General features: G+C 74.4%; 7 protein-coding genes and 2 tRNA genes. 3 read left to right on the top strand and 6 right to left on the bottom strand.

The genetic code is table 11. The annotated features are described in order from the left end of the window. Window positions 1-149 precede the first annotated feature (149 nt). Window positions 150-392, bottom strand: a complete 243-nt coding sequence (locus O7617_RS03965; protein WP_282261569.1) for a DUF6458 family protein — start codon at window positions 390-392, stop codon at window positions 150-152. 148 nt (window positions 393-540) lie between these two features. Between O7617_RS03965 and O7617_RS03960 the strand changes: the two genes are divergently transcribed. From O7617_RS03960 to O7617_RS03950, 3 genes are all read left to right on the top strand, one after another. Continuing rightward, window positions 541-613 (top strand) — tRNA-Gly (locus O7617_RS03960). A 48-nt stretch (window positions 614-661) separates the two neighbouring features. Next, a tRNA-Val gene (locus O7617_RS03955) sits at window positions 662-736 on the top strand. Window positions 737-974: 238 nt separating this feature from the next. Continuing rightward, a complete protein-coding gene (locus O7617_RS03950) occupies window positions 975-1868 on the top strand; it encodes an NlpC/P60 family protein (RefSeq protein WP_282261568.1) in 894 nt (297 codons plus the stop codon). On the opposite strand, the gene O7617_RS03945 is transcribed toward O7617_RS03950, so the two are convergent. From O7617_RS03945 to O7617_RS03925, 5 genes are all read right to left on the bottom strand, one after another. Further along, window positions 1865-5155, bottom strand: a complete 3291-nt coding sequence (locus tag O7617_RS03945; RefSeq protein ID WP_282261567.1) for a BTAD domain-containing putative transcriptional regulator — start codon at window positions 5153-5155, stop codon at window positions 1865-1867. The two genes, O7617_RS03950 and O7617_RS03945, sit on opposite strands and share 4 nt — an antisense overlap. Window positions 5156-5285: 130 nt before the next feature. Beyond that, a complete protein-coding gene (locus tag O7617_RS03940; protein WP_282261566.1) occupies window positions 5286-8039 on the bottom strand; it encodes an FtsX-like permease family protein in 2754 nt (917 codons plus the stop codon). Then, window positions 8036-11191 (bottom strand): FtsX-like permease family protein, encoded by a 3156-nt coding sequence (locus tag O7617_RS03935; RefSeq protein WP_282261565.1) that lies wholly within the window; start codon window positions 11189-11191, stop codon window positions 8036-8038. Before O7617_RS03935 ends, O7617_RS03940 begins: the two co-directional genes overlap by 4 nt. Before the next feature lie 7 nt (window positions 11192-11198). Beyond that, window positions 11199-11921 carry an ABC transporter ATP-binding protein gene (locus tag O7617_RS03930; RefSeq protein ID WP_282261564.1) on the bottom strand — a complete coding sequence of 241 codons (723 nt, stop codon included), beginning with the start codon at window positions 11919-11921 and terminating at the stop codon, window positions 11199-11201. Next, complete coding sequence (locus O7617_RS03925) at window positions 11918-12850, bottom strand: ABC transporter ATP-binding protein (RefSeq protein ID WP_282261563.1); 933 nt, start codon at window positions 12848-12850, stop codon at window positions 11918-11920. The genes O7617_RS03930 and O7617_RS03925 overlap by 4 nt, the downstream gene beginning before the upstream one ends. Window positions 12851-12995 lie beyond the last annotated feature (145 nt).

The following is a 12995-nucleotide window of genomic DNA, read 5'->3' as shown; positions in this document are numbered from 1 at the left end:
CGGAGAGCAGTGCCTCGGCGAGGTCGGTGCGGGCGCTGAGCAGTGTATGAGCCCTCAGCCGGAACGCGACGGACCGGCCTCCCTCGTCGAGGTGGCCGGCCCTTGAACGCCTGACCTGGCGGCTGCGCCGGTGACGAGAAGGTGTCGGGTCACATCGGCGGGGCGACGTCCCGCCGCTCCTCGACGTGGCGGTACTCCACCGGCTGCTCGGTGGTGGCGACCACCTGGCGACGGCGACCCCACACCAGCGTGGTCATGATCAGGCCGAGCACGCCGGCTCCCATCAGGATCCAGCCGACCACGTCGAGGTTGATGCCGCCGACGCTCGCGTCCAGGGCGAAGGTGAGGATCGCGCCGAGCGCGATCAGGAAGATGCTGGTGCCGATACCCACGACAGCCTCCTTAAGGGGGTGTGGTGCGCTGTCGAGCCCTTCAGTACCCCGGTGGCGACCAGCGCAATCGCCGACCGCCCAGGGTGCCGCGCCAGCGGATCTTGGCATCGGGTAGAGTTCACCTGTCGCCGACGCGAGTCGGGGGCGTGCGGACGTAGCGCAGCTGGTAGCGCATCACCTTGCCAAGGTGAGGGTCGCGGGTTCGAATCCCGTCGTCCGCTCGCGATCTGCCCCATCGGGGCCTGACTGCCGGGTTCGGCGGTCGCCACGGGCGATTGGCGCAGTGGGAGCGCGCTTCCTTGACACGGAAGAGGTCACTGGTTCAAACCCAGTATCGCCCACCATCTATTGCTGGATTCGGACCAGACCGGACATGATCAACGTCCGATCTGGTCCGTTTTCGTGGTGCACCTTAGGGCCGGTACTGGTCGGCGTACGTACCGGTATGCGGTGACGCCGTCGTGCCCTCGCGCGTCGGCGGCGTCCCGGTACGGGTGAGGTACGGGAATCGGCGGCGCCAGCCGGATTCCTAGTCTCCCGGATGTCCGATCAAAGAACGGACGAACCGAGGGAGAGAGTCGAATGCTCACGAAGACGCCCGGCCGTCGACGCCGGTCACTTCCCGCGCTGCTGCTTGCCGTACCGGTGTTCCTGGCCACCAGCGTCGCCATGGCCACGCCGGCTTCGGCCGCGCCGATCGACAACCCGAGCCTGGAGATCCCGGTCGGCTGCCCGGGTGCCCGTGCGGTCATCCAGGTCGAGTGGGAGGGCACCCGCACCGCCAAGGTGCACTGGGAACTCACCGACACCAGCTCGGACGGCAAGTCGCCATTGATCAAGATCGCCGCCCGGGACGACTCCGGCGACGGCCGGAGCTGGGTGTTCCGGAACGACGAGGTGGTGTTCGGCGTCGACGGCGGCTACGGCGCCTCCGCCAGCGGCGGCGGCATGTCCTGGGACCCGGCCGGGATCGCCCAGTTCAACCACCTGGAGGTGAAGGTCAGCAACGGTACGACCGAGCAGGGCACCGAGTGCTCGGTGACGAAGAAGACCTACAACTACACCCGGCTCGCCTACCAGTACGCCCTCAACCAGGACGGCAAGCCCTACGTCCTGGGCGCTGACGGTCCGGACGCGTTCGACTGCTCGGGCCTGGTCAAGTTCGCCTACGAGCGGGTGGTCAACTTCCCCGGCTGGGGCGGCGTCAGGTCATCGGCGCAGCAGTACGACTGGGCACGTTCGGAGGCCGACAACAACAATGCCGACCTCACCAACCTGAAGAGCCGCGACGCCATCCGGGTCAGCCGGAACCAGCTCAAGGTCGGGGACCTGGTCTTCTACGACGGCCACGTCGGCCAGTACGCGGGCGGTGGGCAGTTGTACTCGGCCATGTCCCCGGCGTCGGGGATCGGCTACATGAGCGTCGACTACAAGTCCCCGCTGGGCTACTACCGGCTGGTCGGCGTCACCGGTTAGTCGGGAGCCGGCGGGTCCGCCCCGACCGCCCTCGCCTCCGTTGCGAGGGTCCCGAACCCCAGGTCGTGGGCGACCCGCTCGGCCCGGCCGGCCTCGTGCCGCGCCGCATCCGGCTCACCGGCCAGCGCCAGGGCACCGGCCAGGCCCACCCGTGCCCTGGTCTCCAGATAGCGGTACGAGTGCCGCCTCGCCATCGCCACCCCGTCCCGGAGTACGTCGAGCGCCTGTGCGATCTCGCCGTTCTCCCGGAGCGCGTTTCCGAGCGTGCCGGCGGTCATCGTCTGGGCTCGCCGGTCGTACGTCTTGACCGCGAGATCGTGTGCCTGCCGGGCCAGGCTCAACCCGACGGCGAGGTTCCGCCGGTCGATCTCCAGCCGACTCATCTCGTCCAGGGTGGAAAGCTCGCCGCGCAGGTCGCCGCGCCGCCGGTGGCCGCGCAGGACGGTGTCGAGCTGCTCGGCCGCGTCGACGAGTTCACCACGCTGCCGGAGTACGCTCGCCAGGTTTCCCTGGTTGACAAGCGCGGAACGCGCGCGCCCCGTCGCCTTGTTGATCTCCAGCGCGGCGGTGAGGCTCGTCGCGGCGTCCTCGCAGCGACCACGGTCGAGCATGATCATGCCGATGCCGTTCAGGACCGCCGCGCGGATGTGCCCCAGGGGCTCGGACGCGGTCAGGTCGAGGGCTCGGCCGAACCACGTCTCGGCGTCGGCCAGCCGGCCGAACTCGTAGTACTGCCAGCCGACGTTGTGGGAGAGGTAGGCCGCCGCCGCGTCCCAGCCGCACTCCTGCGCCAGCCGCAGGGCGGTGAGCGCGTCCTCGAGACCTTCGAGGTCACGACCGACCATGCTCCGGACCTGCCCCCTGGACATCAGCATCGCCGCACGCGCCCGGCGGTCGGCCGAACGCTCCGCCGCCGACCAGCCGGCCCCGACGATCCGGGTCCAGCCGTCGACGTGCGGGTTGACCAGGAAGTAGCCGCGCAGCTGGTCGGCGATCCGCCAGGCGAAGTCGGCGAGCCCGTCGTCCCGGGCCGCCTGCTCGGCCAGCAGCACCAGCGCAGTCGTCTCGGCGGCGAGCCAGGCCGCCGCCGCCTTCTCGTCCGGGAACTGGCCCTCCGGCCGGGGATGGCCGGTGAGCCGGACCATCTGGGGCAGCACCCAGTCCATCGCGGCGGTCACCCGTTCGGCGTACGAGGCCAGCAACCGTGCGAAGGCGTCGTGCCGGGACCGGCTGATCTCCGTCTCGACCAGCTTGCCGGCGTAGAGCCGGAGTAGATCGTGGAACCGGAACCGATGCGCCGAGTACTGCAGCAGCATGTTGGCGTCGAGCAGTTCGTCCAGGATCCGCTCGGCCGTCGCGTCGTCCGTGTCGAGCAGGGCGCCGGTGGCGGTCACTCCGAAGTCCTGCGCGGGGTGCAGCGCGCAGAGCCGGAACGCCCGCCGGGCCGGCTCGCTGAGACTGTCGTAGCTGAGCTGGAAGCTGGCCAGTACGCTCGTCGACCCGTCGTCGAGCTGGGCGAGGCGGCCACTCTCGTCACGCAGCCGCTGCACCAGGTCGCCGATCGCCCACTTCGGACGGCTCGCCAGCCGCGCCGCCGCGATCCGCAACGCGAGCGGAAGGTGACCGCAGACGCCCGTCAGCTCCCGCGCGGACCGGGCGTCGGCGGCGACCCGCTCGCCGCCGGCCGCGGCCGCGATCATCTCGAGCGACTCGGCCGCCGTCAGGGTGCCGAGCGGCACCGAGGCCGCGACCTCCAGCCCACGCAGCAGCCGCCGGCTCGTGACCAGGACGTCACTTCGGCCGGTACCCGGCAGCAGCGGCAGCACCTGCGCCGCGTCGCTCGCGTTGTCGAGCACGACGAGCATCCGGCGCCCGGCCAACTCGGTACGCAACAGGGCCGAGTCCTCGACGAGGTCGCCACCGATGCGGTCGACGGGCACGCCGAGCGCCCGCAGGAACCGGCCGAGGATCGCCGTCGGGGAAGCGGGCTCGGCTGAGGCGCCGCCCAGATCGGCATAGAGCTGGCCGCCGGGATACCGCAGGCGCAGCCGGTGCCCGGCGGTGTGCGCCAGGGCCGTCTTCCCCGATCCGGCCGCACCGTGGACGAGGACGACCCGCGACGACGCGTGCCGCAGCTCGTGCCCCGTACGCGCGACGGCGGCGACGATGCGGGCGAGTTCCGGCTCCCGGCCGACGAACCCGGCCGGGGCGGCCGGCAGCTGCTGGACCACGTTGCGGGCCGCCCTCCCGGGTACCCGCGCGCGCTGCCGGAGCACACCTACGTGGGCGTCCCGGAGCAGCTCCCCGGGATCGAGCCCGAGCTGTTCGCGCAGGTTGGCCCGAACGCGCTGGTAGGCCGCCAGTGCCTCCGCCTGCCGTCCGCTGGCCGCCAGGGTGACGATCAGTGCGGTGTGCAGCGGCTCGTGGAACTCCAGCCGATGGGCCAGCTCACGCAGGCGCGGCAGCGGCCGCTCCGGCTCGCCGACGTCCCGGGCGACCTCGGCGAAGCGCCGCAGCAGGGTGGCGTACTCCTCGGTGACCGAGGTGAGCAGCGGGTCGCCGGCCAGCTCGTCCAGGTCGCACCCGCCCCGCCACAGCTCCGCCGCCCTGGCGAGGAGCGTGAGCGCGTACTCGGGCGACGCGTCGCGCGCCTGCGTCGCCAACTGCCGGAGTCGGGCCAGGTCGAGCTGTTCGGCGGTGGCGACGAGGCGGTATCCCGACGGGGTCGGGACGATGAGGCGCTGGCCCGAGGGCTCGACCAGCCGGCGTAGTCGGGTGAGGTGCGTACGCAGTAGCTTCGTCGCGTCGTCCAACGAGTAACGGCCCCGCAGCAGTTCGCGGAGGGAGTCCCGCGGGACCGGTTCCGGGGCGCCGAGGGCGAGCTTCGCGAGCAGGACCCGTTGGGTGGCCGAGCTGACGGCGACGGTTTCGTTCCCGCGTCGGAGTTCGAGCGGCCCCAGCACCCGGATCTGTACGGGCGCCCCGGGGTCGACCACCGGGCGCGGATCGTGCGCCCGCGTCGCTGCGGTGGCCGAGGTGTGCAGCGCTTCCCTGGCCCGGTCGTCGAGGCCGAGCGCTGCCGCGATAGCCACCACCGAGGCGTGTCTCGGCCTGGTGCTCCGGCCCTGTTCCAGGTCCCGGAGCGCGGCGATGCTGAGGCCGGCGCGGACCGCCAGCTCGCGCTGGGTCAGCCCGCTGTGCAGGCGGTACGTCCGGAGCAGCCGGCCCACCGTGGGTCGGCCGGACGGCGGTTTCGGGGCATCCGCCGAGGCCGTGCCGTTGCCCATGCGGCGATGGTAGGACATTGATCGACGCCCGACCATGTGCGCTCGGTGAAGGCAGCGCTACCCGTCCGCCGCACGGGTCGGGGCCGCTCGCGGCCGGTGAGCTGCGGCACCGCCGGCCCGCGGCTCCCGCTCACTCGCCGGCGCGGAGCACTTCGCTCAGCCGGTCGCGTCGCCGCAGCGCCGACTCGACGGGTACGACAGTGGTGGCCGTCGCCAGCAGCACCACGCCCACCAGGGCGAGCAGCCACCACGGCAGGACCGCCGCCGGGTCGACGCCCTGGCCGGTGAGCAGCCGCAGGTCGAGTGGGCCGAGCGTCAGGTGGGCGAGCAGGGCCCCGAGGAGTGGGCCGCACACCGCGGCGACCACGACCGGCGGCAGCACCTCGGCGGCGGCGACCCAGCGGGCGTCGCGTGGCCGCAGGCCGAGGGTGCGCAGCCGGGTCAGGGTCTGCCACCGCTCGGACGCACTCGCGGCGGCGGCGAGGGCGAGGCCGAGCAGCGCCAGCGCCAGCAGCACCGCGGCGGCCGTCCACGCCAGCCGGAGCAGCCCCGCGGTCAGTGGTGCCGCTCGCTGCGCCCGCAGGACGTCCGCGCGCAGGACGACGTCGGCGGCGACGCCGCTGTTCGACACGGCCCGCGCCGCGCCGGGGCCGGTCACCCAGACGGTGTTCGGCACGGCGGGCAGCCCGGCGGCGGCCACGGCCGCGGCGTCCACGATGACCACGTCGTCGGTGCCGCCGACGGAGGGAGCGGTACCGACCGCGACGAGACCGATCGCCGGGGCGTCCTGGCGGGGTAGTTGCAGGCGCGTGCCGGTTCGCAGACCACCGTCACTCGATCGGACCAGCGCGGGGACGTCCCCGGGGCCGGGTGGCGTGAGCCGGGCCAGTGCCGGCGCGTCGGGCAGCGGGGTGGTGGCCAGCAGGCGCTGGAACGCGGCGGTGTCCACGATGACCAGTCGTGGGGTGAACAGCGTCGATTCGCTGAAGAGGCGCGCGGAGTCGGTCACCTGCGCGACGACGACCTGCCCCACCCCGGGCGCGGCGGCGATGCGTTCGGCCAGAGCGGGCGTGGCGGCCTCGGCGTCGGCGCCGACGTCGAGACGGGCGTCGGCGCCCACGGTGCTCCACGCGCCGTCGACCAGACCCCGGGTGACGCTGGCTCCGAGGATCAGCGCGGACGACGCGAGCGCCGTGGCGGTGACCAGGACCAGCAGCGGCAACGCGCGACCGGCCGTGGTGGCTGCCCGCGCGGCACCGAACACGGCCAGCGGGCGACGCGACCGCAGGGCCTGCCGGAGCGCGAACCGCGCCCCGAGGGGCAGCAGCCGGAGCAGGACGAGCGCGCCGACGAGGGCGCCCAGGGCGAGGGCGCTGATCGGCAGGATCAGATCGCCGGTCAGCTCACCGGTGCCGTCGTCGGAGGCGACGGGCCGGAGCCCGCGCTGGTGCAGTGTGACGAAGGCGGCGACCGCGGCGATCAGGACGGCGGCCTCCAGGGCGGCGCGGCGCAGCCGGCCGGTGGCCCGGTTCCAACGCCGAGCGGCCGGGTTGGCGGGTTGACGTCGGTCGCGGCCGGCGCGGGCGGCGGCGAGAGTGCCGAACGCCGGCCCGGCGACGGCACCCGCGAGGACGACGGGAACGGTCCAGGCCCAGGAGACGCCGGGAACGGCCGCGCGGGCGAGCGCGAGCCCGACGGCGGCGGCCGACAGGGACACCACCGCGGACTCGACGATCAGTTCCGCGCCGAGGTCGGGTAGCGCCGTTCCACGCTGGCGGGCGACGGTCAGCGCCGGGGTACGGCGGCGGACCAGCAGATCGGCGGCGAGCAGCAGGACCAGCACCGTGGCGGTCAGCACCCCGGCGAGCAGGACGGCGGCCTGTGCGGAGGCGGCGCTGATTTGCGTACGGGCGTCGCGCAGGGCGGTGTCGAGCTGCGACTGCCACCGCAGGGACCGGTCGCGCTCGCTCGATGTGCCGGAGGTGGCCTTGAGCTTGACCACCTGGCTGGCGAGCGCCGTGGTGGCGTCCCAGGTGAGCGCGTCGGGTTCCGGGGCGAAGTGGACGGTGCCCCGCAGTTGGTCCTCGTGCACGGCGAGCCGGGCGTCCGGTAACGACTCGCGGGACAGCAGGCCGCCGAAGCGGGTGATGCCCACACCGTCGACGCCGGGCACCGGGCGCAGCAGCGCCGGGGCGAGGCGCCAGGCCGGGTCGTCGCCGTCCGCGGGTCGGTAGATCCCGCTGATCCGGATGTCCGTGCCGCGCCCCTGGTCGTCCTTGGTCGGGATCCGATCGCCGGGGCCGAGGTCGAGTGCGGTGGCGTCCGCCTCGGAGAGGCCCACCTGCACCGGCCAGGGCGGCCCGTCGTAGGGGGTCTCCACGTACTCGTCGGTGACGGTGGGGCCCGGCGCGCGACCGGCGATCCAGGTCACGTCCGGGCTGTCGAGGTCACCGGCCAGGTAGGTGAACTGGAAGGTCCGCGGCACGGTGCCGTCGGTGATGGTGAGGATCGGGCCGTTGACGACGGTGACCGGCGGGAGCAGCGCGGCGTCCAGGTCGGGTCCGAGGGCGTAGGTCGCCCGGGTGCGGAAGTCGTCGACCTCCTCGGCGAGGCGGGGCATCCGGACCCGCCCGCCGGTCGGGCCGTCGTCGCGTTCCCAGTCGGCGTGGGCGAGGACGTTGGAGTCCTGGCCGGCGCGGCGGACCGTGTCCTGCACGGCGCTGTCGGCGGCGGCGCGCAGCAGCGCCGGCACGGCTCCGGTGAGCAGCGCGACGGCCGCGATGACGGCGGCGGTGAGCAGCAGCGGTCCGGCGTCGGTGCGGCCACGGCCACGGACGCTGGGCCAGTGCGGTACCGGCCACCGGCGGGTCAGCCACCGCTTCACGGTGCCACCCGCAGGTGCGCGGCGTCGGCCCGACGGACCTGGACGGTGACCACGACGGCGACCGCCAGCACGCACCCGGCCAGCAGAACGGCGAGTAGTACGGCCTCGGCCGGCCACGGCCAGTGCGGTTGGGCGGCCGGCACGGGCGCGGCGCCGGTGTCGGCGCGTACGAGCGGGGGTGCGACGACGTGGGTGGCGAGCGCGCCGACGGCCGCGCCCACCGCGAGCACCGGCAGGAGGACACCGGCGTGTTGGCCGAGCAGCACGGCCCGGATTCCGCGTCGGGACATCCCCAGGCCACGCAACCGCGCCACCTCGACGGCGCGGACCTGTAGGTCACAGGTGACGTGCAGGACGACACCGGCGAGCAACAGCAGGGCCGCGGCCGGGACGATGAGCCGCAGCGCGGCCGGCAACCCGGCCTGCAGCGGGCCGCCGATGAGGCGGGCGGTCTCCGCCTCGCGGGTCGCGACGGTGCCCAGGTGCAGGGCCGTGGCCCGGTCGGCGGCACCGGGATCGGCCGGGTGGCCGACCCACCAGGCGTCGACCGGGTACGTCAGGTCACCCAGCACGGCGCGTGCGCGCGACAGCGTGTCCACGTCGGCCAGCACGGCGGCGGCGCCGGGAGCGGACGGTACGGTCGGCACGACCTCGGTGACGACGACCGGGACGGGGGTGGTGCCGACGGTGACGCTGAGCCGGCTGCCGCGGTCGGCGCCGACCTCGTCGGCGAAGCGGGCGGACACGGCGACGGGCACCCGGCCGGGGTCCGGGAAGGCGGTGGCGACGAGGGTCCGGGCGGCGTCCTCGGCGCCGCCGAGTTCGACGGTCGCGGCCATCCGCAGCGCGGTTCCCGTCGGCGTGGCGGACGTCGTGACGGTCGGGTCGAGCACCTTGCCCGGGACCGGCTGCGCGGAGGTGGCGGTCCAGTCCGACCCGTCGCCGGACCCGGCGGGCGGCACGGTGAGCGTGACGGCCATGTCGACGCGTCCGCCGACCGGGTCGGCGGTGACCGGCAGGGCGACCGCGACGAGGCGCAGCCCGTCGGCCGTCGCGCAGGCGGGCAGCCGGACCTCCTCGCCGTCGAGCGGTACGGCGGGGCCGGTGCAGGACGTGCGCAGGCCGGTGGCGTCCTGCAGCAGCAGTCGGGGCGTCACGGTGAGCGGACTGCCGCCGCCGGCGGTGCCGCTCAGGACGAGTGGGGCCCCGGTCGGGACGGCGAGGCCGATCGCCCGGGTGCGTGGCGCCAGCGCGGCGCCCACGTCCGCCCATTCGCGGTCGTGGTCCAGCCTTCCGCGCAGCAGCGCATCGGCGCGGGTGGCGTCGACGGCGACCAGGCGCGGCGCGTCGCCGGCGGTGCCGAGCCACTGTCCGACGGTGGTGCCACGGTTGAGGGCCGGACTCACCACGCCCGCGGTGGCCGCGCTGACGACCGTGCCGTCTCCGGCCACCGGCGCCCGGCCGAGGGTGAGGGCCAGGTCGGTGCCGACGGAGACGGCGGCCTGGTCACGCTGCGACTGGTGCCAGGTGGTGTCGAAGGCGAGGCCGAAGGTTCCGGCCGCGCAGGCCAGCCCGACGAGCAGTCCGGCGGCGACCGCCTGAGGTCGACGGGCGGCCTCGGAGACCGCCAGCGGAAGCGCCAGCCCGCGCGCGTGGTAGGCCAGCCGGTCGACGCCGCGCAGGGCGGGCAGCACCACCCGGAGCGCCAGGGCGGCACCTGCGACGAGCAGCAGCGTCGGCGCGAGCAACCGGACCGCGTCGACGCGGGGGTCGGCGGCGGTGGGCTGCGCGTACAGCTGCCACCATCCGGCGGCGGCGAACACCGCGAGCACGAGGTCGGCACCGGATCGGACGAGCAGTTCGCGGCGGGTGCGCCGGTCGCCGGCCGCCGGAACGGGTCGGATCGCCAGGACGGTGAGGACGGCGGCGAGCACCAGCGCGCCGCCGGCGACGGCGAGGACCTGAGCACCGATGACGGTCGGCCGCATGGTCAGGCCGGCGCCGTCCAGCGGCGGCAGGTGGGTCAGACCGGCGTGCAGGGCGGACGAGGCCGGTACCGCGAGCGCGGCGGCGACGGCGGCGACCAGCCCGGCCTCCAGTGTCGCGGTGGCGGCGAGTTGGCGACGGCTGGTGCCCAGCGCGGACCGCAGGGCGGTCTCGTCGGCGCGTATGCCCGCGGTCAGCCGGCCGGCCAGGACGAGCGCTGTCGCGGTCAGGGCACCGCCGAGGACGGCGACGGCGAGTACGACGGCGGCGGTGACGTGCCGTTGATCGTCGGCGTCACGCAGGGTCAGCGGCAGGTCGGAGGCGACACGGGCGAGCTGGACGCGGTCGCCGAGGGTGCCGGCCAGGAGGCGGTCCGCGTCGCGGAGGGTCCCGGCGACGGCCTCCAGGTCGCGGCGGTCGTTGCGGGACAGGTCGGGGTGGGCGGTGACCTCCATCCGGTCGACCGTGGCACCCGTGGTGACCAGATCGGCGAGGTCGACGAGGAACGGGCCGTAGGCGTTGACCGGCTGCATGAAGCGGCCGTCCCGGTAGCCGACGGCGGAGCCTGCCGCGGCCAGCGGGTCGCGGTCCCAGCCGCGCCCCGGCAGCGGGCGTACGACACCGACGACTGTCACGTCGATGGCCGCAACGGGTTGGTGGGCCAGCTCGGCACCGAGGCGCACCCGGCGACCGGGGGTGAGGTCGAGCAGGTGGGCGGTGGACTCCAGCAGCACCGCGTCGCCCGGGTGCTCCGGCCAGCGCCCGGTGACCAGCTCGGCTCGGGTCGGCAGGTCGTCCAGCCCGGACAGGTACGCCTGGGCCCCGACGGTGGTGCCCGGGGCGAGGGTGGGCGGCAGCGCCCGCAGCACCGTCGACGCCCGCGTGCTCGTCGTCACCGGAAACGGTGCGAGCGCGGAGGCCACCGCGGTGCGGGTGTCGGCGGCGACGGACGACGCGTCCGGGCCCTCGACCGTGCCGGTGTAGACGGTCACGTCGACGGCGGCCGGGGCGGCGCGGGCCAGGGCGACCTCCAGGGCCCGCTCGGCGGTGCGGGTGACCAGCAGGGTGCAGGTGCCCAGCAGGGTCGCGCCGATCGTGACGACCCCGAGGAGCGCCGCCAGTAACGGCCACTGCGCGCGGGCACGTCGGCTGACCAGCCTCAGCATCGTCACGTCACCTGACGTCCGGCACGGGCTGGTACGGCTGCCCGGCCGTCTGATCGTCGAGGTGCCCGTCCTGGATGCGGATCACCCGGTCGGCCAGGGCCATCATCACCGGGTCGTGCGTCGACACCAGCACGGTGACGCCTTCGGATTCCACGATGCCGCGCAGCAGGGCCATCACCGACAGGCCCGTCTCGGCGTCCAGTTGCCCGGTGGGCTCGTCGGCGAGCAGGAGCCGGGGCGACGCGGCCAGCGCGCGGGCGATCGCCACCCGCTGCTGCTGGCCGCCGGACAGCTCGGCCGGACGCTGCCCGGCGTGGTCGGTCAGGCCGACCAACTCCAGCAGCAACTCGACCCGTCGCTCGCGGTCGGCCGGGGCGGCGCGGGCCAGCCGCAGCGGGGCGGCGACGTTCTCCGCCGCCGACAACACCGGGATCAACCCGAAGCTCTGGAAGACGTACGACAGCGTCTCGCGCCGCAGCCGGGACAGGCCGTCCTCGTCGAGCGCGGTGACGTCGGTGTCGTTGACGTGCACGGTGCCGGCGTCCGGGCGGTCCAGGCCGCCGATGACGTTGAGCAGGGTGGTCTTGCCCGACCCGGACCGGCCGACGAGGGCCACCATGGAGCCGGCGGCCACGTCGAACGACACCCCGCGCAGGGCGTGTACGACGGTCGGCCCGGTGCGGAAGCGCCGGTGTACGTCGCGCACGCGCAGCAGCGGCTCGCTCCTCATTCGCCGGTTTCCGAGTCGGGGCGGATCGTGATGTGGTCGGGTTCCAGGGCGAGCCGGACCCGTCGGGTCAGCGCCAGCGCCTGGCGGAACTCGCGGGGCACCTGGACCCGCCCGGCCCGGTCCATGACGGCGTACTCCTCGGCGATCGTGTGCGTGTCGCCCGCCGCGTCGGTGGTGGTGCGGCGCAGCACCTCGCTGCTGGTGCGCCCGTCCCGGATCGCGACGGTCCGTTCGACCTGACCGCTGACCTCCGGGTCGTGGGTCACCACGACGACGGTGACGCCGTACCGCCGGTTGACGTCCCGCAGCACACCGAAGACCTCCGCGGACGTGGCGGCGTCCAACTCGCCGGTGGGCTCGTCGGCGAGCAGGACCCGCGGCTGGTTGGCCAGCGCCACCGCGATCGCGACCCGCATCTGCTGCCCCCCGGAGAGCTGCCCGGGGCGCCGGTCGGCGCAGTCGGCGACACCGAGGCTGTCCAGCAGTTCGGCCGCGCGTTCCCGGCGCTCCCCCTTCGCGGTGCGGGCCGCCGCCATCGGCAGGTCCACCATCTCCCGCGCGGTCAGGTAGGGGATCAGGTTGCTCGCCGTCTGCTGCCGGATGAACCCGACGGTGTGCCGCCGGTAGTCCACCCGGTCCGCGCGGGACATCGCCAGCAGGTTCCACCTGTCGACCCGGACCCGCCCGGCGGTGGGGGCGTCGATGCCGGCCAGGATCGACAGCAACGTCGACTTGCCCGACCCGGAGGCGCCGACGACGGCGACCAGCTCACCGCTCTCCACGACCAGGTCCAGCCCTTGCAGCGCCTGCACCTCGATGGAACCGGACTGGTAGATCCGCACCAGGCTCTCGCAGACGATGAGCGCGTCCCGGCCGAACTCGGGTGCCCGCGCGGATGGCTGCGGCAGGGACAGCGGTGTGCTGGACATTCCCAGCAGTTTCGCAACCGGCGGCGTCGTTGACCATGGCCCTGGGTGGCTTTTCCTGCATCCTGGACGGCGGTCAGCGGTTCTGCCACGAGCAGATCCGCTACCGGTGAACGGGGGTGTCCTCCTCCGGCCGTCGCGGGCAGGG

It is taken from the genome of Micromonospora sp. WMMD1155 (genome assembly GCF_029581275.1).
Classification (GTDB): Bacteria; Actinomycetota; Actinomycetes; order Mycobacteriales; family Micromonosporaceae; genus Micromonospora.
This window is presented reverse-complemented; position numbering and strand designations above follow the sequence as displayed.

What these genes read in the sequence shown, in the direction of transcription:
- O7617_RS03950 (WP_282261568.1), top strand. Translation starts at nt 975, where the DNA reads ATGCTCACGAAGACGCCCGGCCGTCGACGCCGGTCACTTCCCGCGCTG.
- O7617_RS03945 (WP_282261567.1), bottom strand. Translation starts at nt 5,155, where the DNA reads ATGGGCAACGGCACGGCCTCGGCGGATGCCCCGAAACCGCCGTCCGGC.
- O7617_RS03930 (WP_282261564.1), bottom strand. Translation starts at nt 11,921, where the DNA reads ATGAGGAGCGAGCCGCTGCTGCGCGTGCGCGACGTACACCGGCGCTTC.
- O7617_RS03935 (WP_282261565.1), bottom strand. Translation starts at nt 11,191, where the DNA reads ATGCTGAGGCTGGTCAGCCGACGTGCCCGCGCGCAGTGGCCGTTACTG.
- O7617_RS03925 (WP_282261563.1), bottom strand. Translation starts at nt 12,850, where the DNA reads ATGTCCAGCACACCGCTGTCCCTGCCGCAGCCATCCGCGCGGGCACCC.